We start from the raw sequence: 22,615 nt of genomic DNA, 5'->3' as shown, positions 1-22,615 counted from the left end.
AGCCGCAAATGTCTTGAATTTCTAAAAATTATCATATAAAATCTGTAGTAGCAGGGCTTTGTATATTTAAGGTACCAAAACTTACTTATGAGAACGATACTCGTTTGCCTGCTGGCGCTCCTGCCCGTATCACGCCTCTTTGCCCAGGTAAAAGATGACTTTTCCGATGGAGATCTTAGTATCAACCCTACCTGGCTGGGTACGCTGACCAACTGGAAAATAAATACTACGGGTCAATTGCAAAGCAATAACACCACCGCTAACAGCAGCTATTTCTTGAGCACAATCAATGAACTGGCCACCGACGCGCAGTGGGAATTTACCCTACGACTGCAATTCAATACCTCCTCTGCTAATTATATAGATGTTTTTCTTATTGCTTCTGCCGAAGATCTTAGTGCTAACACCACTACCGGTTATTTTGTGCGCATTGGTAATACGCAGGATGAAGTAGCTCTATACAGGAAAGATGGCAGCAGTAGTACCAAGATCATTGATGGTGTGGATGGTATTACCAATACCAGCGATAATACACTGCGCATAAAAGTGTTGCGCACAGCTGGCGTTTTTGTTTTATACCGCGATGCATCGGGCACAGGTAGTACGTTTACGGAAGAAGGAGTTGCGGCAGACAATACCTATACCACCTCTACTCACTTTGGCATTTCGGTAAAGCAAAGCACATCTTCCTTCTTTCAAAAACATTACTTTGACGATATTTCAATTGTTCCTTACACACCCGATGTAACACCGCCAGCCATTGCATCGCTTATCGCCCTTTCACCAACTAATATTGATGTATTATTCTCAGAACCGGTAGAGCGTTCCAGCAGTGAGACACTCACCAATTACAATGTCAATAGTTTGGGAATACCAACCACTTCAAAGCTGGACTTTGACAACCTGGCTTTGGTGCATTTAGCTTTTGCTACACCGCTTACTAACGGCACTACCTATACGCTAACAATTAACGGCATTAAAGACATAGCTGGTAATACACTTAACAGAGGCACCGGTACATTTAGTCACTATACTCCCCAACGTTTTGATGTGATCATAGACGAGATCATGGCCGATCCCACACCACCTATCGACTTGCCCAATGTGGAGTACATAGAACTGAAAAATATTAGTGGAAGAAGTCTTAACCTTGAGGGCTGGCGATTATATACCCTTACTTCAACGAGTGGATCATTTCCCTCATATACGCTGCCGGCAGATAGTTTTTTAGTTGTTACAACCACATCTGGCGCTGCCCTATTTCCCAAATATTTGCGCGTATTGGGCGTAAGCAGTTTCCCTAGTTTGGCGAATGATGGTACTACCCTATCACTGCGTTCTAAAAACCAAACGCTGATCCATGCAGTAGCATATGAGAAGGCGTGGTATGGCGAAGAAAAAGAAGAAGGCGGCTGGAGCCTGGAAATGATTGACCCTCAAAATCCCTGTACCAGTGCTGCTAATTGGAAAGCCAGTACACATAGCAGCGGCGGCACACCCGGCCAAAAGAATGCAGTGCATGGATTGAATAGCGATAATACGCCGCCTGTATTATTGCAGGTATATCCCATTGGTACTGATACCTTGGTATTGCGCTTCAACGAACCATTAGATAGTGCATCAGCAGCTACGATGGTAAACTATACCATTAGTGGAAATACCGTTACAGGAATAAAACTAGAAGCACCGTTATTTCAGACGGTATATCTAAAACTAGGAGCACCCCTAAAAGCGAACACTACTTACACCATCAAGAGCACCAACATAAAAGACTGTAAAGGCAATGCAGGCGAAAGCACTGTTATTACCGGTATCCCAGAAGCTGCGGCAGCTTTGGATATAGTGATCAACGAGATACTTTTTAATCCGGCACCTAACGGTGATGACTATGTAGAACTGTATAATAACAGCAACAAACTGATAGATGCCAAAGACTTGTTTATTGCCAACCGGAACAGTACTGGCGCTATTGCTTCTAAAAAGCAGCTCACCACCAATTCTTTCTTTATTGCGCCGGGTGCGTATGTGGTTGTTACTGAAAACAAAGCCGGACTTTCACTTCGCTACCATGTAAAACAACCAGAAGCAGTTTTAGAACTTTCTACCCTTCCCTCTTTTCCTGATGACAAAGGAACAGTAGTGCTACTAAACCAAGCCGGCACCGTACTGGATGAAGTGATCTACAATTCCAGCTGGCATTTTGATTTGATTGCAAACCCCGAAGGCGTATCCTTGGAACGTTTAGATCCTAAAGGGGTATCACAGGAAGCCAACAACTGGCACTCCGCAGCGTCTACAGCGGGCTATGGTACTCCTACTTATAAGAACAGCCAGTACAAACAAGTGGAAGAGGGTCATACGCTAATCAACATCACACCTAAGGTCTTTTCGCCAGACAACGATGGTTATGATGATATCGCGTTCATCCAATACCAAGCAATAGAGCCCGGCTGGGTAGCCAACATAACCCTCTTTGATGTAAGAGGTGTGCCCGTTCGTTACCTGGTAAAGAATGGCACGATGGGGCTAAAGGGCAACTGGATCTGGGATGGGCTAAATGAACAACATCAGAAACTACCTGTAGGCACCTACATTGTTCTTATTGAATTGTTCAATTTGGAGGGGAAGAGGGAGCGGTTTAAAGAGACGGTGGTGTTGGCGAGAAAAGTCTGAACCGGGATTTGGGGAGATGAAGGGATTAGGGAGAAATGGTTGATGTGAGGATGGCTGATGGCTGATTTTGGTTGACAGGTTAACAAGTTGAAAAGTTGACAAGGAAGGGAATGATGAACAAGGAACAAGGAATGAAGAAGGAAGAAGGGAGAAAATGTCCAATGCTCAACTTTCAATACTCAATATTTAAGGGAGAGAGGGGAGCATCAATGTAAAAAGAAAAGCTGGCAGTGACTGCCAGCTTTTTACTATCAATAGTTTGTTGGGATCTCCTTATTAACTTGTCAACCTGTTAACTTTCTCCTCTTCATCTCCCCAAATCCCGGTTCAGACTATACCAACTCAATCTCAAAGCTTACCAGTTCCTGGAACTGCTCTAAGCGGTGGTCGATATCTGCTTTAGTGATTTCTTTTAAGCGTTGTGTACCAAACTTCTCTACGCAGAAAGAAGCCATAGCCGAGCCAATAATGATGGCTGTTTTCATATTCTCAAAAGAGATGTCTTTGGTACGGGCGAGGTGACCGATAAAACCACCGGCAAACGTATCGCCAGCACCAGTTGGATCATATACATCTTCTAATGGTAGAGCCGGGGCAAAGAACACGTTCTCACCATGGAACAATAATGCACCATGCTCCCCTTTTTTGATGATCAGGTATTTTGGTCCCATTTGCATGATCTTCTTGGCCGCTTTTACCAGGGAGAACTCATGGCTCAATTCACGGGCTTCGCTGTCATTAACCATTAATAAATCTACCTTGGTCAACACCTTCTTCAGATCATCCATAGCAGTTTCCATCCAGAAGTTCATGGTATCCATTACAATCAACTTCGGGCGGTTCTTCATTTGATCGATCACGCTCATTTGTAACGCTGGCACCAGGTTACCCAACATCAAGAACTCACAATCCTGGTAGCTTTCAGGTACAACTGGGTTGAAGTTGGCCAATACGTTTAACTGTGTATCCAATGTATCGCGGGTATTCATATCCATATGATACTTACCGCTCCAGAAGAATGATTTTTCATCTTCCTTGATCTGGATACCTTCCGTTACTACGCCTCTTGCTTCTAAGGCTTGCAATTCTTCCTTTGGAAAATCGTAACCTACAATAGAGATCTGTTTGATAGGTTGTGTAAAGTTGCTGGCGCTCCATGCAATATAAGTGGCAGCACCACCAATGATCTTATCACTTTTTCCAAATGGTGTTTCAATAGCATCAAAGGCCATAGAGCCTACTACGAGCAGAGACATAAATTGATTTTCTAATTTTGATTTTTAATTCGGGTAGAAGACAGTGGACGTTGAGCTAGAGTGGGAAACTACTTGGCGGCAGACCATTGACCATTACCCTTTTCGGCGTGCAAACCTACAGCATTTGACAGTGGGAAGTAATAATTTTCTTTCAGTCCGCCCCTGAGTGCCACTGACATGCTTTTATAAACCGAAAATATTGCGTTAGAACCACCAATTCTTGGGTGTAAAGCTCTTCTTATTTGTTACCAAACGCATCAGTATTTCCCCCTACACGGGGGCAACCCGACAAAATCATGACAATTCATCCCTAAGTTACCACATTTCCTACAGCAGAGCTTTTAAACTCAGCTTATGTATATTATTCTTGCATAATATTAAAACTGACTGTTATGAAAAAGGCATTGCGCTATTTATTAATTACATTAGGCGTAATTGTAGTTCTGGTAGGTTTAGCTGCCGCATTTATTGCCTTTCGCGGCGTTCCAAAAGGGGAAGCAAAGAAAATCGACTTAAAAGTAGAAGCCACTCCGGCTCGGGTAGCGCAAGGTCAACGCCTGGCAGCCATGTTATGTAACTCCTGTCACATGGACCCTAATACCGGTAAACTTACTGGTAGAAAAATGGACGAGGTACCCCAGTTTGGCGCTATTTACTCTAAAAATATTACTCAAGATCCTGAACATGGTATTGGTAAATGGACCGATGGCGAGATTGCTTATTTATTACGCACTGGTATTAAGCCCGACGGCACCTTCCTGCCCATCATGGCTAAACTGGCCCATACTTCTGACGAAGATTTGTACTCCGTCATAGCTTTTCTACGCTCCAATCATACTTGGGTAACGGCTGACAATACACGCCAGCCAGCGACAGAATACTCATTTTTAGCCAAGTTTATTACCAACGCGGGCTTTATTAAACCATCGGCTTATCCAACAGCAGCTATTCCAAACCCCGATACAACCAACCAGGTAGCCTGGGGCCGCTATATTGCCTTGAACCAGTTGGAATGTTATGCCTGCCATTCTAAGGATTTTACCAAGAATGATTATAACAACCCTGAAAAATCAGCTGGCTTCTTTGGTGGCGGCAACAAAATGCAGGGCATGGATGGTAAAGATATCTATACGCTTAACCTTACTATGGACGAAGAAACTGGAATTGGCAAGTGGTCAGAAGAAGACTTTGTCAAGGCTCTGAAGTATGGACAGGTACCTCACGGACCAGCCCTGCGCATCCCTATGATCCCTTACACGCCATTGACCGACAATGAAGCCAAAGCCATCTTTGCTTACCTGCAATCTATCCCTAAGATCAAAAACCAGGTAGAAAGAAAATAATTGTCTGAACCGGGATTTGAGTGGATTAGGGGATTGAGGAGAGAATGTTGATAGGTTGACAATCTAAGAAGGAGAATCCAACAAACTATTTATAGTAAAAAGCTGGCAGCGATTGCCAGCTTTTCTTTTTTATTCAATTGACAAGGGGAATGCCATTGCACTCCCCTTGTCAACTTTCCAACTTGTTAACTTATTCCTCCTAATCCTTTCTAATCAGCTAATCCTAGTTCTATTCTTTTCCCTAATCCCCATCTCCTCCTATCTTTGGGCCTCATTTGTAACGATTGTGGCTGTATGATTCATTTCCATTCCCTTCCGGTTAAGAAAGTGCAACAAGAAACGGAAGACTGCGTATCCATTGTTTTTGATGTACCTAGTGAACTTAAAGACCTTTTTGCTTTTAAACAGGGGCAAAGTCTGACGATCCGCAAACAGTTGAACGGTGAAGAGCTCCGCCGTAGCTACTCTATTTGTAGTAGTCCTATTGACGGCGAGTTAAGAGTGGCGGTTAAAAAAGTAGAAGGAGGACTCTTTTCTACCTATGCCAATGAAAGCCTTAAAAAAGGCGACTTGTTGGAAGTAATGCCACCTGTTGGAAAATTCTATACAGAACTGAACGCTGAACAACACAAGAACTATGTGGCGTTTGCTGCAGGTAGCGGGATCACGCCTATTTTATCCATTATCAAAACAACGCTTCAAACAGAGCCTAACAGCACCTTTACACTGGTGTTTGGCAACCGTACCAAGAACAGCATCATCTTTAAAGAAGAGCTGGAAGCAATAAAAGATAAATACATAAACCGGTTTCGCATTTACCATGTATTAAGCCGTGAACGCACGGATGCCGAGATCAATACCGGCCGTTTGGACGCTACTAAATGCCAGCTATTTTTAGATAAACTGATTGATGTCAAGAAGTCGCACGATTTCTTCCTTTGCGGGCCAGAAGAAATGATCTTCTGCGTTCGCGACCTTTTGCAAGCCAATGGAGTAGCCAAAGAACATATTCATTTTGAACTGTTTACCGTTCCCGGACAAAAGAAATCTACTGTAAATACTGAAGCCAAGCCAGTTAGCAATGAAGGCCCACAAGCCAAGGTGAGCGTGAAGCTTGACGGTATTCTTTTTGACTTTGACTTGCCCTATGGTGGTCAGAGCATTTTGGATGCTGCGCTAAAACAAGGCGCCGATCTCCCCTATGCCTGTAAAGGTGGTGTATGCTGTACCTGCAAAGCCAAGCTGGTAGAGGGCCAGGTAGAAATGGAAGTAAACTGGGGATTGGAACAAGACGAAATTGATGCTGGTTACATCCTCACCTGCCAGTCGCACCCCAAAACGGAGAAGGTGGTAGTGGATTTTGATGCGAAATAATAATAGAACTAGGATTTTTAGGATTGGAAAAGATTAGGAGGAAAGGGTTTCATATCTATTTTCCCAATAATCCTTTAAATCTTGTGAATCCTAGTTCTCTAGTCTGGTTCTCAGTAAATTTGTAAATAACGTATTGCTATATGTCGGTACAAGAATTAGAAAAGATATTTCAAGATAAAATTGATAACGAGATCCGCATTGAGCCGAAGGACTGGATGCCGGAGAAGTATCGCCAGAACCTGATCCGCCAGATCAGCCAGCATGCGCACAGCGAGATTGTGGGTATGTTACCTGAAGGTAACTGGATCAGCCGCGCCCCTTCATTAAAGCGTAAGCTAATCCTTATTGCCAAAGTACAAGATGAAGCCGGTCATGGTTTGTATCTCTACTCTGCGGCAGAAACTTTAGGCATCAGCCGCGATGAAATGACAGAACAACTCCTTAGCGGAAAAGCTAAGTACTCCTCTATCTTCAATTACCCTACGTTAACATGGGCCGATATGGGCGCTATTGGTTGGTTAGTTGATGGAGCTGCTATTATGAATCAGGTGCCGCTTTGCCGTACGTCGTATGGTCCATACAGCCGTGCTATGATCCGTGTGTGTAAGGAAGAAAGCTTTCACCAGCGCCAGGGTTTTGAAACCTTATTGGTATTAAGCAGGGGTAATGAAGAACAACGTGCGATGGTGCAGGACGCCATTGACCGTTGGTGGTGGCCCAGCCTGATGATGTTTGGTCCGCACGATAGCGAGAGTCAGCACAGTGAGCAAAGCATGAAATGGAAGATCAAGCGTTTTAGCAATGATGAATTGCGCCAGCGCTTTGTAGATATGATAGCCGAACAAGTAAAACTGTTAGGTATGACCCTACCTGATCCGGATCTGAAATGGAATGAAGAGCACAAGCATTATGATTTTGGAACGATCAATTGGGAAGAGTTTTGGAACGTGGTAAGTGGTAATGGTCCTTGCAACAAGCAACGCCTGGAAGCCCGCAATAAAGCCTGGAGTGAAGGCGCATGGGTTCGCGAAGCGGCAGTAGCACATGCAGAGAAAAGAGCGGCTCGTAAGAAACAAGTGGCTGCATAGTAATTATTGATGACTAATTATTAATTATTGCCTTGGCTACATATAATCACTTTTATCTAAAAATTTTCAACAATTAGACATCCTACATCTCAGCGAAGTAGGATATCTGCAACTAATAAATCATGAACTTCTTTCGTAAACAATACTACGGCGACTACGACGCTATCAAAGGTGGAGATAACTCACAACAAAAGAACACTGGTCAAATAAGCAAGGCCAGTGCGCAGGTCCCTCCCCTTTCGGGGGAGACGGAGGGGGCTGTTGAGTGGCCTCTATGGGAAGTATTCATCCGCAGCAAGCAAGGCCTAGATCACAAACATGTAGGCAGCTTGCACGCCGTTGATGCCGAAATGGCTATTGAAAACGCACGTGATGTGTATACACGTAGACAGGAAGGCATAAGCATTTGGGTAGTAGAAAGCAAGTATGTGCATGCTTCTAATCCTGATGAGGCAGAGAGTTTTTATGAACCTGCCAGTGATAAGATCTATCGCCATCCAACGTTTTATGATCTGCCGGATGAATTAACGCACATGTGACCGCAGATTTATCGGATTTTAAGAAAAGGATTAGCAGGATTTTTTAACCTATCAACTCATCAACTTGTCAACTCGTCAACTTTTTGCCTACGTACTTCAACTTGCCGATAACGCCTTAATACTCGGTCAGCGCAACGCTGAGTGGTGTGGACATGGACCTGTATTAGAGCAGGATATTGCTATTACCAATATTTCACTAGACCTGATTGGCCAGGCTCGTTATTTATATCAGTATGCTGCTACATTATACAATGGATTTAGCGTAGAAGAACAACACGCTGTAAATGCGCTGCTGCCGCGTCCTTGGAAAGCATTCAACAGGGAGTTACAAGAAGATGATCTGGGTATGCTACGCGAAGAGCGCCAGTTCCTAAACCTGTTGATTACCGAATTGCCTAAAGGTGATTGGGCACAGACAACACTTCGCCAATTCTTCTTTTCTGCTTTTCAATACCTGCAGTATACGCAATTGCAAAACAGTACAGATGAACAACTGGCTGCTATTGCAGAAAAATCGTTGAAGGAGGTAGCCTATCATCTGCGCTGGAGCAGTGAATGGGTGATTCGCCTGGGTGATGGCACAGAAGAAAGTAATCGTCGCATTACGGCAGCACTGGAGGAACTCTGGATGTTTACAGGTGAAATGTTTGCGCCTGTTGCTTTTGAAACACAAGCCGCACAGGAAGGTTATGGTGTAGATGTTGCTTCATTAAAAGAAAGCTGGCTAAACCGTGTAACCACTGTTTTTGAAGAAGCTACGCTATCGATCCCCAAAAGCACTTGGGCACAAAGTGGTGGTAAGGAAGGCAAACATACAGAGCATTTAGGTTACCTGTTAACCGAAATGCAATACTTGCAGCGCACCTATCCAAACGCTGTTTGGTAGACACATCTAACCCCTAAAGGGGAATATATGAATACAACTAATGACCATATCAATACCTCAATTGAAGAACAGATCTGGCTACTATTAGAAGAAGTTAAAGATCCGGAAGTACCCGTATTATCTGTTCTTGATCTAGGAATCGTCAGAGACGTAAAGGTTTCTGATACTGAAGTTCCCCCTTTAGGAGGAGAAGGGCCGAAAGCAGCAGTTTCCATCACCATTACCCCTACCTATTCTGGTTGTCCTGCTATGGATGTAATTAGTATGGACATTCGCCTCAAACTGATTGAAAAAGGGTATCGCAACATAACCATCAAGCAATCTCTCTCGCCCGCCTGGACGACAGATTGGATGACGGAAGAAGGCAAACGAAAACTAAAAGCTTACGGCATTGCGCCTCCTAATCCTAAACAGCAGTTTTGTACTACGGATATGTTTCGTGAAGAAGCTGTTCAATGCCCGCGTTGTAATTCGTATCATACGGAACTCATCAGTGAGTTTGGCTCTACCGCCTGTAAGTCTATGTATCGCTGCTTAGATTGCAAAGAAGCGTTTGATTATTTCAAGTGCCACTAATTCCCTTTCCGGATTTACAATTTTCCCCTTTAGATTTGGCAGGAAATCACTTACCATGACCTCTGTAGTATTTGAAATAAAAGAGAGTGTTGCCTGCATTACCCTCAACCGCCCGGATAAATACAATGCCTTTAATCGGGAGATGGCGCTGCTGATGCAAGATCAACTGAAAGAATGCAAAAGCAATAGCAACATCCGTTGTGTGTTCATAACTGGAGCAGGCAAAGCCTTTTCGTCTGGCCAGGATCTGGAAGAAGTGGCAGATCCCAATGGGCCAGAAATTACCACTATTCTAAGCGAACACTATAATCCCATTATTCGCCAGATACGCAAACTGGAAAAACCAGTTGTGGCGGCTATCAATGGCGTAGCTGCTGGCGCTGGCGCCAACATTGCGCTATGCTGTGATATAGTAGTAGCCGCTGAGTCAGCCTCTTTTATTCAAGCATTCTCCAGAATTGGATTGATCCCGGATAGTGGTGGCACTTTTTTCCTGCCCCGACTGATTGGCTGGCAAAAGGCATCGGCTCTAATGATGTTGGGTGATAAAGTACCTGCTACTGAAGCCGAGCGCATGGGTATGATTTATAAAGTTTTTCCTGACGCCTCCTTTGCTGCTGAAGCCCAGAAGCTCGCATCTACACTAGCCCAAATGCCCACACTAGGTTTGGCGTTTACCAAACAGGTACTGAATAACTCCTTCATTAATAGTTATGAAGACCAGTTGCATGATGAGGAAATATTTCAGGAAAAAGCAGGCAGAACGGCGGATTTCAATGAGGGGGTTCAGGCTTTCCTGGAAAAAAGGAAACCGGTGTTTAGGGGGAAATAGATTGGGTTGACAAGTTAAAAAGTTGATAAGTTAATAAGGAAAGTATATGGCATATCAAAGCTTTGAAGAGTTAGAAGTGTGGAAAAGAGCCCGGAGTTTTAAAAATGAAATACATACGCTAGTCAAACGATTTCCAACTGAAGAGAAATTTCGACTCTCAGATCAACTAATACCTAGTTCCCGCTCTATCAACTCGCAAATAGCAGAAGGACATGGGCGACAAACAAATCCAGACCGATTACGATTTTGTATTATTGCCAGAGGCTCATTGAGTGAAACATTGAATCATTTGATTGATGCTTTTGACTGTCAACTAATTTCACATACAGAACTGGATTTCCTACGCGTTAAGGTTCAGGAGATTGAAAAGCTTTTAAATGGCTATATTACTTTTCTCCAAAACAAATCAACTACTAAATAATTACATCACCTAGTCAACTTGTTAACTTGCCAACTTATCAACCAATAGCACAGCCTAGTCCAAGTGAAGTAGTAGCCCATATGATGCAACACGATGCTTTTAGTCAATGGCTAGGCATTCAGATACTTGATATTAAAGAAGGTTATAGCAAGATAAATCTTATCCTGCGCGAGGAAATGCTTAATGGCTTTGGTGTTATTCACGGTGGCATTTGCTTCTCACTGGCTGATAGCGCCTTTGCCTTTGCCTGCAACAATCGCAATAACTTATCAATGGCGCTGGATACCTCCATTAACTTTACAAAACCCACCTTTCCCGGCGATGTACTTACAGCAGAAGCCAAAGAGCTACACAATGGCCGTAGTACAGGACTATACCTTATAACGGTCACTAACCAACGCAATGAGCAAGTAGCGCTTTTCAAAGGCACTTGTTTTAGAACAGGTAAGCCACTGATTTAATCTTGTATTTTGGGAGAACAGTTAGTTGAAATATTTCAGGCGCATCCGCAATGGGCTATCGTTATTAGTCTTTTCTTAAGCGTGGTCATTGCTGTAGCAGGTATTCTTCCCAGCGTTTTTATTACTGCTGCCAATATCTTATTCTTTGGTTTTTGGGAAGGATTGTTTATGTCATTTTTAGGGGAAGCTATTGGAGCTGTAGTGGCATTTATTCTATACCGTAAAGGATTTAAAAAAGCCATGACCACGCCCTTGCACAAATACCCACGTATTGAACGTTTAATAGAGGCTAATGGCAAAGAGGCCTTTGTACTCATCCTAGGGTTGCGTTTACTGCCTTTTGTTCCTTCCGGCTTAGTTACGTTTGCAGGTGCTATCGGCAACGTAAGCCTAATGACGTTTGCTATTGCCAGCTCTCTAGGGAAAGTACCTGCATTGTTTATTGAGGCCTATTCCGTTTACCAGGTCACACAGTTTGGTTGGCAAGGCAAACTGATACTGGTCATCATAGCAGGCCTACTAATTTACTGGGTAGCCACCCATAAAAAAGGCAAGCCTGAATAGGCTTGCCCGTATAACCATCTGTATCGCAACAGTAAACATCCTTTTCTATTCAACTTATCGCCCTTGCAGCAGTGCAGCTTTGGCTCGTTCTTTAGATACACGCTTACCGCGGAAGAATAAGTATAAGTTGAGAAACAACATAATGCCCAGGTAAATGCTGTAGCCACCAATCTTGGTACTCAATATTTCCAGCATGGTGCGACTATCAGCTATTTCAGTAGCAATCTCCATGATCAATAAGGCAAAGCCTAGGTTGAGCAAGTAAAAACCGGTTTCAAACAATTTGTTGGTAGATAGGGCAATCTCTTCACGACCATTAAAAATATCCAGCATAAATACGCGGGCGTTTTTGAACAGAGTATGGGCTACATACCAGGTAAGAAATATAACAATAGGTAGGTATACCAGGTACGCGGTAAAATTGAAAGACATATTCATGATCTTAAATTTTATGGTGAGTAAAATGAGTTGCTCTTTCACGAATCAGGTAAATAATACCCATGTTGGCAAAATGTATAACCGCAAGTGTTAACATGATTCGGCCCGTCATTGTACCAATACTGCTGACCAGTTCTGCCCAAGAAGTAATGGTATCCCAAAAGCGGATCATTACAGCAGCATATCCTAAGTTCAACAAGTAATAACCTACCAGTAATAGCTTGTTCACAAAATCGGCAAGTCCCTGATCACCCTGAAAGATGGTAAGAATATAAATACGGCCATTCCTGTAAAAACGTAAACCCACATGCACCGTAATCAGGTAAGTAATGCTGAGGTAGATGATATAGGCCAGTATATTCATAACGAATAACTTTCTGACGTAAAACTAATCAATATTATTAAACTTTCAATAATTATTGAAAATAATATAAACATTGTATACTACTCTTATGTATCATTCACCACAATCGAATATTCCTCCCTATGAGGCTTTATTGTGACGTGACGCCTATGCAATATGAGCCTAAAGCTTTGACAGTATTTATATAACTCAGTTCACACCAACTCCTGATTCTAAACACTCCAATTCCTTATCAACTTTTCAACTTGTTAACCTGTCAACCCAAATCAGCCATCAGCCATTTCTCCCTAATCCCTAAATCTCCCCAAATCCCGGTTCAGACTATCTTTAACCCTCCAAACTTATTTTATGATCTACGAGTTCAATGGCATCAAGCCTGTTGTACACCCATCTGCTTTTGTACACCCACAAGCTGCTGTTACCGGTCATGTGATTATTGGGAAGGATGTGTATGTTGGACCTGGTGCAGCCATTCGTGGCGACTGGGGCAAGATTGTGATTGAAGACGGCTGTAATGTGCAGGAGAATTGCACCATACATATGTTTCCCGGTGTGACTGTTTTATTGAAAGAAGCCGCACATATTGGCCATGGCGCTATTATTCACGGAGCTACCATTGGCCGCAACTGCCTGGTAGGTATGAATGCAGTGATCATGGATGATGTAGACCTAGGTGATGAATGCATTGTAGGCGCTCTTTGTTTCATCAAACAAGGCGAGAAAGTACCACCCCGCTCTTTAATAGTTGGTAATCCTGGTAAGATCATTAAGCAGGTAAGTGATGATATGATTCAATGGAAAACGCAAGGCACACAACTTTACCAGGAACTACCCCAGCACCTCTACAATACCTTAAAACCTTGTGAACCATTGCGTGAAGAAGTAGAACAAAAACCTTTGTTTGTGGCCGACTATAGTCCTTTCAAAAAATAATGCAACGATTCCTACGAAAGCCCTAGTAATACAGCACTTCTTATTGTATCTTAATACTCCTCTATTTACTACTTTAAAACCTTAACCATGAGAAGAACGCTACCTTTTAGTATTCTTTCAAGCCTCCTTTTATTTACTACCATTAGTTTATATGCGCAAAACGATCGCTTTGCCTATGTAGTTACTGATTTAAACGACAAGGGCTCTGGTTGGAACGCTTTGCGTCGCCTGGACCTGAAAACCGGCCAGTATAGCGACCTGCTCTTTAATGGCACTGATGAAAAAGCAGTAGTGTACGATGCCACAACACATAAAGTAGTAGCACCTAAAGCAGACGCTCGCTTTGGCAATATGCTGAACGCACCATTTAGTACAGGCGTGGCAGCAGCTGCCTATGACCGCAAGCACAATCGTTTGTACTTCACACCCATGTTTATTGATCAGCTCCGCTATATAGACCTTAGAACCATGAAGGTGTATTATGTAACTGACCAAGCGTTTACACAAGCTGGCAATATGCACAACGATGAAGGCAAGTGTATTACCCGCATGGTGATAGCGCCTGACGGATATGGCTATGCGATAAGCAACAATGGTGAAACATTTATCCGCTTTTCTACCAACGGCAAGAAGTCCCAGATCCAACAATTAGGCAAGTTAGTAGACGATGCTTCCAATAACGGCATTTCCGTTCATAACCGCTGCAGCTCTTTTGGTGGTGATATGATTGCCGATGATAAGGGTAGTCTCTATATCCTTTCAGCCCGCAATTATGTTTTTAAAGTAGATATCAACACCAAGGTAGCCAAGCTTATGGGCAATATTAAAGGCTTGCCTGCCCAATTCACTACAAATGGTGCCGTTGTAGATGGCGATGGCAATCTACTGGTGAGCAGTGCTATTGATGGCAGTGGTTACTATGTAGTAAATCCCAAAAGCTGGGAAGCCTCTGTCTACCAAACACCCATTGTATTTCGCAGTTCAGATTTGGCCAACAGTAATTATTTAAGCACTTCCGGCAACAGAACCACTATAGAAAGCATTGCCCGTGTAGAGTCTAAATATGCCAATCAAATACAGGTATATCCCAACCCCATTACCAGCAACCAGTTCAACCTTCAGTTTAATCGCATTCCAGCTGGCGAGTATACACTACAGCTAACCGACGTAATGGGCCGTCAAGTAATGCAAAAGCGCCTGCTAACCGCAGACGAATATGTAAACCAATCTATTTCCATTTCTTCTCTTAAAGCCCACGGCGTATACCTGGTACGTGTACTAAACAAAGAGAACGAAAAGGTTTATGAACAGAAGGTGATGATACAGTAGGACGGTGAGTGGTGAGTGAGGGAAGCTGCAAGCTGTAAGCTACACGCTGCACGCGATGAGCTTCACGCAGAGGCGCAGAGAAGAGGTTTCGCACAGAGGAAAGGAGGACCGCGGATTAGTGGGATTTAGAATGGATGAACAGGATTTGGAAGAATAAGGAATGTCTATAAAAAGAAAAGCACTCCAATTGTAGGAGTGCTTTTCTTTTTATCAATTCTTTTTCTCTCCATTGAACTTTGATCGTTGGGTATTGAGCATTGAATATTTCTTTCTTCATCATTCCTTTGCCTGTCACCTTATCAACCTGTCAACCCTTCTCCTCCCAATCCTCCTCAATCCTAATAATCCTGGTTCTACCCTTCTCCGCGCCCCCGGCGCCTCTGCGTGAAACCAACCAGCGCGAAGCGCTTCTCCTTTAGGGAAAAGGGCGAGCGGTGGCTTTTTCACTACTTTTGCAGCTTATAAATTAGAGCAGATTGGAAAAAAGCAACTTTGTAGACCAGATACGGATCTATTGTCGCAGTGGACATGGTGGCGCTGGTATCAAGCATTTTAGAAGAGATAAACTTACCGCATATGGTGGCCCGGATGGGGGTGATGGTGGCCGTGGTGGTCATATTATCCTGCGGGGCAACCGCAACCTGTGGACCTTGCTGCACCTGCGTTATCACAAGAATGTGTTAGCAGAAGATGGAGAGAAAGGGAGTGACAACAACCGCACCGGCCGCGATGGCAAGGATATTATCCTGGAAGTGCCGCTGGGTACTATTGTGAGAGATGAAGAGACGGGCGAAATAGAAATGGAGATTCTTAACGATGGTGAGGAAAAGGTTTGGCTGCCTGGTGGAAAAGGCGGCTTAGGAAATACCAATTTTAAAACACCCACCAACCAGGCTCCAGAATATAGCCAACCGGGCTTACCAGGTGAAGAAGGCTGGAAGGTAGTAGAGCTGAAGGTATTGGCCGATGTGGGACTGGTAGGCTTTCCCAATGCTGGTAAGTCCACCCTGCTTTCCGTGATCACCGCTGCCAAGCCTAAGATTGCTGACTATGCCTTTACTACTATTACGCCTAACTTAGGCATTGTTGAATACCGTGATTCTAAAAGCTTCTGTATTGCTGATCTGCCCGGAATCATTGAGGGCGCGGCAGAAGGCAAAGGGTTAGGACACCGCTTCCTGCGGCATATTGAACGCAACTCTATTTTGCTGTTCCTCATTCCTGCCGACAGTAAAGATCATCGCAAGGAGTTTGATATCCTGGTCAACGAGCTGGAGGAATATAACCCCGAGCTGCTGCACAAGCAATTCATCATTGCCATTAGCAAGAGCGATATGCTGGATGAAGAACTGCGCCACGCCATTGCTAACGAACTACCTACTAATGTTCCGCACATCTTTATTTCTTCTGTTACCAACTACCACCTACAGGAATTGAAAGACCTGTTGTGGAAAGTATTGAATGAAGAGAACAAAGAAGCTCCTACACAAGCATAAAAGCAAACATGAAACGAGAAGGCTGTTTCAAGTTTCTCGTTTCATTTTTCATTTCTACACCCCTTGCTTATTTCTGATTGGTTATCGGCGCTTTTAGTATTTACTTTTATTCTTACTCCAACTTGCATTATTGATTGCTAATAAGACGTTGAGCAAGCAGTTGCTTAATTTTGATATTTGGCTGTCGATTATTAATCGACAGCAGCAACCAAAAAACTTCATCTATACTTATGGGACTATTTGACAAACTTTTTGGCGGGACGAAAAAGAATACAAATTCTGAGCCGCCAAACACAAGCTTTACTGCATCAGACGCACTTATGGACGAAGGTCAGTTTTGGAGAATTATCCAGACTGCGAAGGACAGTGCTATTGGTGACTACGAGCAGCAGCAAGAAGAATTAGCAAATGAACTTCGCAAGTTGACACTTGACAACATCATCTTATTTGGTAACAGATTTAGGTACTTTAGAGGGCAAGCAAATACTTGGGAACTTTGGGGCGCTATTTATATTATTCACGGCGGTTGCGGTGATGATAGTTTTAATGATTTTAGGGAGTGGGTAATTGGACAGGGTAGTGAGTTCTATTACAGGACAGTAAACGACCCAGAAACACTCGTTGACGTTGACACCGCCAAGATTGAAAATGTTGAATGGGAAGGTTTGAGTTATGTACCGGCGGCCGTTTTTGAAGAGCTAACTGGACAAGCAATGCCTTATCCATATAGGGAGAAGTTAGAGACGACTGGCAACGAATGGGAAGAAGAGGGTGACGACTTAAAACAAATGTTTCCAAAGCTTACTGTAAAGTATTCAGACAACATCTAAAACAAGTACAACGAACTGCCAATAGGGCATTATTACGCCGTTGATTTCTATGACAAAAGCAAGTGAAATCAACGGCGTAATTCTGTTTATCTTTAAGTTAAACTAGGGGCTATAGGAACACAGACTGCCTGTACTTCAGAAAGCCTCTCTCAGTTATGTACAATCCTGACAATCTTCATGCAGACAAATTCTAAAACTGACTTTACCCTTTTCTTTTGCAATCTTTTCCTCTTTGGACTGTTAGCATTGACCTTTTCTATTCCTTTTGGAAGACAACTTTTTTTGAAAAAGTATCGAATGGCTCAACAAAACACATTCTACTTGGACTAGGATACATGCTAGTTTTTATTGTTTTGCCTCTTTTTGCCCTATCGTGGTCTGTCATGACATTTCTCATCGAGAGAGGCCAAATTACAGTAGTTGATTGGTTTGGGCTTAGACGCAGGACATTTTCGTTGCCCAACAGCAGCGGCTTAACAGTAAAACGAGAAACAACACCTTACCGTTTTCGATTTTTTCCTATTGACAGCAGGTACAACGAGTTCAAAACGCTCTATATTAAAACGTTGGAAGGAAAGCGACTTCGAATACAATCAAGATACATCAAGAACTTTGGACAGATTAACATTGCAGTCAGGAAGGCAAGCACATAACAGCGGCGAGCAAAAGCATAACCCACTCAAATCGCAATCAGGAAAATGGACACAATAAAAGTAATCATAACAGGGGCTACAGGAATGGTGGGTGAAGGGGTATTATTGGAATGTTTGCAAAATGAAAAGGTGTCAGACGTATTGATTGTTAGCCGCCGGCATTACGACCTGCAACATCCAAAACTAAAAGAGTTGCTGGTACCTGACTTTTTTAATATTGAGGCGTTCGCAGAACAATTAAAAATATATGATGCCTGCTTTTATTGTGCCGGCATCAGTTCTATTGGAGTGAAGGAAGATGCGTATACAAAAATTACTTACGACACTACCTTGCATTTTGCAAAGGTCTTGTTAGGCCTAAATCCAAATATGGTATTCAATTTTGTTACAGGCCGTCACACCGACAGCACTGAACAGGGAAAATCCATGTGGGCAAGAGTGAAAGGCAAAACAGAAAATGCATTACTGAAACTTCCCTTCAAAGGACAATACAATTTTCGTCCAGGCTTTATGAAACCCTTTAAAGAACAGAAAAATGTAAAAGCCGTTTTTAAGCCTATTATCTTTCTATACCCCAAGCTTTTTTCAGCCAGTTCGCTAACAATGGAGCAAGTAGGAAGAGCCATGATAAAAACAGTAACGAATGGTTACCGTAAACAAATTTTGGAGGTCAGCGACATAAAAGAACTGTCAAGGAATAGTTGACAGTTGGCAGTTGATAGATGACAGTGTTCCTATCATCTATCAACTGTCCTCAGTCATCAAATATGCGTACTGAATGGTTTAATTGGGTATTATACCATATCCGGTGTCATCTTTTATACTTCTACCGGTCTTCAGACTCTGCCGTTTCTCCTTTCATAGCCTTGCGCCTGGCAACGAACCATTGGTTTAAATGTCTCCAATCTGCTTAACAATGTTGCACAAAAAAATGGCGAAGGAAATGTTTGTTATAAGAGATTTCTAACTTTGAAGTAACTGTGCCGCTATGCTATCATCCCACTCCTTTTGTGTGTAGAAGATGGTACTCTGCAAAAGATTGATAATATAAATGCTTTATCATGAAAAAATTTCTTTTGCCCTATTTAGCAGCCGCACTGAGTATGTTAAGCCTGCCGGCTTTTGCTCAAGAAAAAGAAGATACATCTGCCATGTTAGGCATGGCTGGAGACAACCTTGATCTTTATGCCGTATTGGATCTTTTCCAAAAGTCAAAAACGATTGAAGCCTTTGAAAAATCGTTGAATGATGAAAAATCAAAAATCAATAACCTGGATTTAAACCTGGATAAAAAAATAGATTTTATCAAAGTGGTGACGAAGAAAAACGGTGACTCGTATTCATTTATACTACAGGTTGATGTCAGCAAGAGCGAAACACAAGATGTGGCGGTCATCTTATTAGATAAAGATAAAGACAAGAAGGTTAGCTTGCAGATAGTTGGTGACGAGGACCTGTATGGTAAAGATTATGTTATTGAGCCAAAAGGAAACTCATCAGTAACGGCTAATCCAGGGTATACGGGCGATAATCCTGTTACTGTAAATGTACCGGCACAAACTACAGTAGTCGTTCAATCGGCACCCATCGTACAGTATGTGTATTCACCCGCCTATGTACCTTATGTTCCTCCTTATCATTATGGGTATTATCCCCCCTGGTTTGGATTTGCAACAGTGATGGCCGTTGGCATATATAGGAGTAACCACTATTACCACCATCATGGATACTATGGTGGCCATTATGGCGGCGGCAATACGGTAGTTATTAATAACAATAACAATTTCAATAACTACAATAGTAACAGAAACAGATCTACAACAGTAGCCAATAATAATTCCAGAAACAGTTATGGCAATGGATCAGGAAACCGGGGTGGAAATAATAGGGTTGGGGATAATAGAGCTGGGAATAATAGGGCTGGAGATAATAGGGCTGGGAATAATAGGGTTTCAACTTCGGACCATGCAGCTAATGGTCCATCAGACAGGGCAGGTAATCGAGCTTCTGCATCAGATCGAGGTTCTGCATCAAACAGGCCATCTGCATCAACACGGCAGTCGCCGTCTACATCAACCCGACAGCCTACATCAACCCGACAATCACCAAGCTATTCTTCTCCGTCACCCAGATCTAGTTCCACGGGTGGTGGTCGTTCCATGGGTGGTGGTCGTTCTTCAGGAGGAGGCGGTCGTTCCATGGGTGGCGGCAGAAGAGGTTAGTTATGTACTGAATGGCATTAAAAAGAAATGATAATACCGTTTTCAAATAAGCAGACCGGTATGGGAAAATCCGAAATTAAAATACCGAAATCCGAATAGTGAGAGGAAATACCAAAATCCAGATTCCAAATACCAGGCTTAAAACCTTCTATTTGAAATGGGTATAACACCAAAATAGTTTTATAAAATAAAAAGGCCGTCCGAAACTATTTTCGGGCGGCCTTTTTAAAGTAGATGTTCTATACTTTTATTTAAATGGCATATCAGAAGCACTCATATCTCTTACAACAACATATTTACCATTTCTCTTTTCAAATAAACTCATATAGTTTCCTGTATTGATTGGCGCTTGGGTAGAATCCACCACTTTAAAAGAACCAATTTCTACCACCTGGTTTCCATCATTGGAAACAAAAACCTCCTTTGTTGTAAATGAAATTCGATCAGCAGTTGAGGGTATATCATTTTTTAAAAACTCTATTATGGTTTGCTTCCCCACTAATGGTGCTCTGTTTTGAAAAAAGCTTACCGCATCATCTGCATAATAGCCGATGTTTCTTAGTTCTCCGCTATTATAAACCGCCGCAAAGGAATCTTCCTTAGCCTGAATTTCTTTTTTGATTTGTTCTTTATCAACCGTTACCGCTTGCGGTGCTTCTTTTTGCGGTTCTTCTTTCTTTTCATTACAGGCGATTAGTAAACTTATGAAACATACTAATGACGCCCCTTTTACAATCATGTTTTTCATGATTAAATTATTCTTACGTTACTGAATAAAGAGTAAACCTATTAGCTTAAATATAATATAAAAAAATCCGAAATTAAAATATCGAAATCCGAATAGGGGGAGGAAATACCAAATTCCAAATCACAAATTCCAGACTTAAAACCTTCTATTTGAAGTGGGTATAATCTGATCCTTCTTTTTGGGATCACCCTTTAAAAAAAACAGTTGGTATCCGTAAAAGAAGACCAACGCCATCTTTCACTGATACCAACTGATGTTAGAAATAGTAATAAACGTTACTTCGCCTTCTCAAACTTCATCCCACCCTGCATATTCACAAACATATACTTCGCACCATTCTCCTCTAGGAACTGCACTTCTGTTTCAGGCCCTTTCAAGAAGAACCTGGTTTCACTTTCAGGCGTTAGCTCTATACGCGTCGGATCGCCAGCTGCCAATGCATACAACTTATTACCGTCTACCGATACCGTAATGCTAAAGCCATTTGGCAAGCGATACTCACCTACTAACTTGTTCAACACATCGGCAGAAAGGGCCACCGCTTGTTTTTTAACCGGCAGCTTAAAAGGCTCACCAAAAGCTACTGCCGCCAGGTCTTTTGACAGCTGGTTGCCATCTACATCCTGGTAATTAGATAATAAGATAACAGTAATATCTTCCTTAGGAAACTTCATGAAGTTGGCAATAAAACCAGGAATAGAACCGGTGTGCCCAATTTGCGTATGCCCATACGCGTTACTATTCATCCAGCCCATGCCATAACCATTAACAAAAGGCTGCATAGCTTTGGTCCACATAGAATCAGGCAGCAGCTTATGTAGTGATAGCGCTTGAGACCACTTATATAAATCCCCTGCCGTGCTATACAATGCACCGGCACCTGCAGCCAGCGCTACGTTTTTATCGTCCACCTCTTGCCACAATGCTGTTTCCGGGTTAGTGGTATATCCCAAGGCTTTCACCTTTGAGGCTCTATCCGCTTTATCCAGACCGGAATGAATCATGCCGGCTTTATTTATCACTTCGGTTTGTAGCAGTTTTGCATAAGGAACACCAGTCACTTTTTGTGCAATGTAGCTAAGCAGAATATAGTTGAAGTTGTTATACTCAAACTGAGAGCCTGGGGTAAATTTCAGTGATTGTGTTTTGAAGTTGGCAACAAATTGCTCGAGGGTAGACACTTCAGTTTCTATATTTCCGTTGATACCCGAAGTATGTGTCAGTAAATGGATCAGCTTTATACTATCACCACCGGTTATACCCTTTACATATTTTGATACCGGATCTGTTAAGGAGAGTTTTGAAGTTTGTGCCAGTTTCAAGATCAGCGTGGAAGTAAACATCTTGGTGAGTGACCCCACTCTAAATTCTGTTGTAGTAGTATTTAAGCGCCCCGCTTTCTGATCCGCATAGCCATAGGCCTTTTCAAATACGACTTTCCCTTCTTTGGCAATAAGCACAGTGCCGCTAAACTTATGCTGATCGGAATACGCCGTTAATAAAGCATCGGCATTCTGCGCAATGGTCTGGGCTTTGGTTAGCGTGGGTAGCAATAAAAGCGCTACTAAAGTGTTTCTCATTTGTTGGTT

At 42.7% G+C, this 22,615-nt stretch carries 22 protein-coding genes; 17 read left to right on the top strand and 5 right to left on the bottom strand.

Annotation, left to right across the window (positions count from 1 at the left end; genetic code table 11):
* Positions 1–87: 87 nt before the first annotated feature.
* Positions 88–2,673, top strand: a complete 2,586-nt coding sequence (locus SY85_RS17820) for a lamin tail domain-containing protein (RefSeq protein WP_066406214.1) — start codon at positions 88–90, stop codon at positions 2,671–2,673.
* Between the two features lie 332 nt (positions 2,674–3,005).
* Here SY85_RS17820 and SY85_RS17815 read toward each other — a convergent pair whose 3' ends face one another.
* The gene (locus SY85_RS17815) at positions 3,006–3,929 is read right to left on the bottom strand and encodes a PfkB family carbohydrate kinase (RefSeq protein ID WP_066406213.1); all 924 of its coding nucleotides are present in this window, start codon (positions 3,927–3,929) and stop codon (positions 3,006–3,008) included.
* Between the two features lie 392 nt (positions 3,930–4,321).
* Here SY85_RS17815 and SY85_RS17810 point away from each other — a divergent pair, with 392 nt between their 5' ends.
* The 10 genes from SY85_RS17810 to SY85_RS17765 all read left to right on the top strand — a co-directional run bounded on the left by SY85_RS17810 (position 4,322) and on the right by SY85_RS17765 (position 12,013).
* Positions 4,322–5,272 (top strand): c-type cytochrome, encoded by a 951-nt coding sequence (locus SY85_RS17810; protein WP_066406212.1) that lies wholly within the window; start codon positions 4,322–4,324, stop codon positions 5,270–5,272.
* Positions 5,273–5,566: 294 nt separating this feature from the next.
* Entirely contained in the window at positions 5,567–6,646 is a 1,080-nt protein-coding gene (gene paaE, locus SY85_RS17805) for a 1,2-phenylacetyl-CoA epoxidase subunit PaaE (RefSeq protein ID WP_066406211.1), read from the top strand.
* Between the two features lie 140 nt (positions 6,647–6,786).
* The gene (gene paaA, locus SY85_RS17800; protein ID WP_066406210.1) at positions 6,787–7,734 is read left to right on the top strand and encodes a 1,2-phenylacetyl-CoA epoxidase subunit PaaA; all 948 of its coding nucleotides are present in this window, start codon (positions 6,787–6,789) and stop codon (positions 7,732–7,734) included.
* A gap of 122 nt (positions 7,735–7,856) precedes the next feature.
* On the top strand, positions 7,857–8,273 hold the full coding sequence (gene paaB / locus SY85_RS17795; protein ID WP_082886565.1) for a 1,2-phenylacetyl-CoA epoxidase subunit PaaB: 417 nt from the start codon (positions 7,857–7,859) through the stop codon (positions 8,271–8,273).
* Between the two features lie 64 nt (positions 8,274–8,337).
* Positions 8,338–9,159: a 1,2-phenylacetyl-CoA epoxidase subunit PaaC gene (gene paaC / locus SY85_RS17790; protein ID WP_066406209.1), complete on the top strand. Its 822-nt coding sequence runs from the start codon at positions 8,338–8,340 to the stop codon at positions 9,157–9,159.
* A gap of 27 nt (positions 9,160–9,186) precedes the next feature.
* On the top strand, positions 9,187–9,735 hold the full coding sequence (paaD, locus tag SY85_RS17785; RefSeq protein WP_082886564.1) for a 1,2-phenylacetyl-CoA epoxidase subunit PaaD: 549 nt from the start codon (positions 9,187–9,189) through the stop codon (positions 9,733–9,735).
* A 55-nt stretch (positions 9,736–9,790) separates the two neighbouring features.
* Complete coding sequence (locus SY85_RS17780) at positions 9,791–10,567, top strand: enoyl-CoA hydratase-related protein (RefSeq protein WP_066406208.1); 777 nt, start codon at positions 9,791–9,793, stop codon at positions 10,565–10,567.
* A gap of 46 nt (positions 10,568–10,613) precedes the next feature.
* Positions 10,614–10,988, top strand: coding sequence for a four helix bundle protein (locus SY85_RS17775; RefSeq protein ID WP_066406207.1), 375 nt, complete (start codon positions 10,614–10,616; stop codon positions 10,986–10,988).
* A 26-nt stretch (positions 10,989–11,014) separates the two neighbouring features.
* A complete protein-coding gene (gene paaI / locus SY85_RS17770; protein WP_226998881.1) occupies positions 11,015–11,449 on the top strand; it encodes a hydroxyphenylacetyl-CoA thioesterase PaaI in 435 nt (144 codons plus the stop codon).
* Positions 11,450–11,458: 9 nt separating this feature from the next.
* Entirely contained in the window at positions 11,459–12,013 is a 555-nt protein-coding gene (locus SY85_RS17765) for a TVP38/TMEM64 family protein (RefSeq protein ID WP_066406206.1), read from the top strand.
* A 54-nt stretch (positions 12,014–12,067) separates the two neighbouring features.
* Here the strand turns inward: SY85_RS17765 and SY85_RS17760 are convergent, their stop codons facing one another.
* Entirely contained in the window at positions 12,068–12,451 is a 384-nt protein-coding gene (locus tag SY85_RS17760) for a hypothetical protein (RefSeq protein WP_066406205.1), read from the bottom strand.
* Between the two features lie 4 nt (positions 12,452–12,455).
* Positions 12,456–12,815, bottom strand: a complete 360-nt coding sequence (locus tag SY85_RS17755) for a hypothetical protein (RefSeq protein WP_066406204.1) — start codon at positions 12,813–12,815, stop codon at positions 12,456–12,458.
* 348 nt (positions 12,816–13,163) lie between these two features.
* Between SY85_RS17755 and SY85_RS17750 the strand changes: the two genes are divergently transcribed.
* The 6 genes from SY85_RS17750 (at position 13,164) to SY85_RS17720 (ending at position 20,278) form a co-directional block, all read left to right on the top strand.
* Positions 13,164–13,748 (top strand): acyltransferase, encoded by a 585-nt coding sequence (locus SY85_RS17750; protein WP_066406203.1) that lies wholly within the window; start codon positions 13,164–13,166, stop codon positions 13,746–13,748.
* Between the two features lie 87 nt (positions 13,749–13,835).
* Complete coding sequence (locus SY85_RS17745) at positions 13,836–15,077, top strand: T9SS type A sorting domain-containing protein (protein ID WP_066406202.1); 1,242 nt, start codon at positions 13,836–13,838, stop codon at positions 15,075–15,077.
* A gap of 476 nt (positions 15,078–15,553) precedes the next feature.
* A complete protein-coding gene (obgE, locus tag SY85_RS17740) occupies positions 15,554–16,573 on the top strand; it encodes a GTPase ObgE (RefSeq protein WP_066406201.1) in 1,020 nt (339 codons plus the stop codon).
* A 230-nt stretch (positions 16,574–16,803) separates the two neighbouring features.
* Complete coding sequence (locus SY85_RS17735; protein ID WP_082886562.1) at positions 16,804–17,403, top strand: DUF4240 domain-containing protein; 600 nt, start codon at positions 16,804–16,806, stop codon at positions 17,401–17,403.
* A 698-nt stretch (positions 17,404–18,101) separates the two neighbouring features.
* The gene (locus SY85_RS17725) at positions 18,102–18,761 is read left to right on the top strand and encodes an NAD-dependent epimerase/dehydratase family protein (RefSeq protein ID WP_226998879.1); all 660 of its coding nucleotides are present in this window, start codon (positions 18,102–18,104) and stop codon (positions 18,759–18,761) included.
* Between the two features lie 356 nt (positions 18,762–19,117).
* Positions 19,118–20,278 (top strand): DUF2059 domain-containing protein, encoded by a 1,161-nt coding sequence (locus SY85_RS17720; protein WP_066406199.1) that lies wholly within the window; start codon positions 19,118–19,120, stop codon positions 20,276–20,278.
* Positions 20,279–20,525: 247 nt separating this feature from the next.
* On the opposite strand, the gene SY85_RS17715 is transcribed toward SY85_RS17720, so the two are convergent.
* Positions 20,526–21,026 (bottom strand): YybH family protein, encoded by a 501-nt coding sequence (locus SY85_RS17715; protein WP_066406198.1) that lies wholly within the window; start codon positions 21,024–21,026, stop codon positions 20,526–20,528.
* Between the two features lie 275 nt (positions 21,027–21,301).
* A complete protein-coding gene (locus SY85_RS17710; RefSeq protein ID WP_158512998.1) occupies positions 21,302–22,606 on the bottom strand; it encodes a serine hydrolase in 1,305 nt (434 codons plus the stop codon).
* Between the last annotated feature and the right edge of the window lie 9 nt (positions 22,607–22,615).

Source organism: Flavisolibacter tropicus (assembly GCF_001644645.1).
Classification (GTDB): Bacteria; Bacteroidota; Bacteroidia; order Chitinophagales; family Chitinophagaceae; genus Flavisolibacter; species Flavisolibacter tropicus.
The sequence above is the reverse complement of the archived record's forward strand: the minus strand, read 5'-3'. Positions and strand labels throughout refer to the sequence as shown.

Excerpts from the sequence above, each read along its gene's own strand:
- SY85_RS17820 (WP_066406214.1), top strand. The coding sequence starts at position 88 with ATGAGAACGATACTCGTTTGCCTGCTGGCGCTCCTGCCCGTATCACGC.
- SY85_RS17815 (WP_066406213.1), bottom strand. The coding sequence starts at position 3,929 with ATGTCTCTGCTCGTAGTAGGCTCTATGGCCTTTGATGCTATTGAAACA.
- SY85_RS17810 (WP_066406212.1), top strand. The coding sequence starts at position 4,322 with ATGAAAAAGGCATTGCGCTATTTATTAATTACATTAGGCGTAATTGTA.
- paaE (WP_066406211.1), top strand. The coding sequence starts at position 5,567 with ATGATTCATTTCCATTCCCTTCCGGTTAAGAAAGTGCAACAAGAAACG.
- paaA (WP_066406210.1), top strand. The coding sequence starts at position 6,787 with ATGTCGGTACAAGAATTAGAAAAGATATTTCAAGATAAAATTGATAAC.
- paaB (WP_082886565.1), top strand. The coding sequence starts at position 7,857 with ATGAACTTCTTTCGTAAACAATACTACGGCGACTACGACGCTATCAAA.
- paaD (WP_082886564.1), top strand. The coding sequence starts at position 9,187 with ATGAATACAACTAATGACCATATCAATACCTCAATTGAAGAACAGATC.
- SY85_RS17780 (WP_066406208.1), top strand. The coding sequence starts at position 9,791 with ATGACCTCTGTAGTATTTGAAATAAAAGAGAGTGTTGCCTGCATTACC.
- SY85_RS17775 (WP_066406207.1), top strand. The coding sequence starts at position 10,614 with ATGGCATATCAAAGCTTTGAAGAGTTAGAAGTGTGGAAAAGAGCCCGG.
- SY85_RS17760 (WP_066406205.1), bottom strand. The coding sequence starts at position 12,451 with ATGAATATGTCTTTCAATTTTACCGCGTACCTGGTATACCTACCTATT.
- SY85_RS17755 (WP_066406204.1), bottom strand. The coding sequence starts at position 12,815 with ATGAATATACTGGCCTATATCATCTACCTCAGCATTACTTACCTGATT.
- SY85_RS17750 (WP_066406203.1), top strand. The coding sequence starts at position 13,164 with ATGATCTACGAGTTCAATGGCATCAAGCCTGTTGTACACCCATCTGCT.
- SY85_RS17745 (WP_066406202.1), top strand. The coding sequence starts at position 13,836 with ATGAGAAGAACGCTACCTTTTAGTATTCTTTCAAGCCTCCTTTTATTT.
- SY85_RS17735 (WP_082886562.1), top strand. The coding sequence starts at position 16,804 with ATGGGACTATTTGACAAACTTTTTGGCGGGACGAAAAAGAATACAAAT.
- SY85_RS17725 (WP_226998879.1), top strand. The coding sequence starts at position 18,102 with ATGGACACAATAAAAGTAATCATAACAGGGGCTACAGGAATGGTGGGT.
- SY85_RS17720 (WP_066406199.1), top strand. The coding sequence starts at position 19,118 with ATGAAAAAATTTCTTTTGCCCTATTTAGCAGCCGCACTGAGTATGTTA.
- SY85_RS17715 (WP_066406198.1), bottom strand. The coding sequence starts at position 21,026 with ATGAAAAACATGATTGTAAAAGGGGCGTCATTAGTATGTTTCATAAGT.
- SY85_RS17710 (WP_158512998.1), bottom strand. The coding sequence starts at position 22,606 with ATGAGAAACACTTTAGTAGCGCTTTTATTGCTACCCACGCTAACCAAA.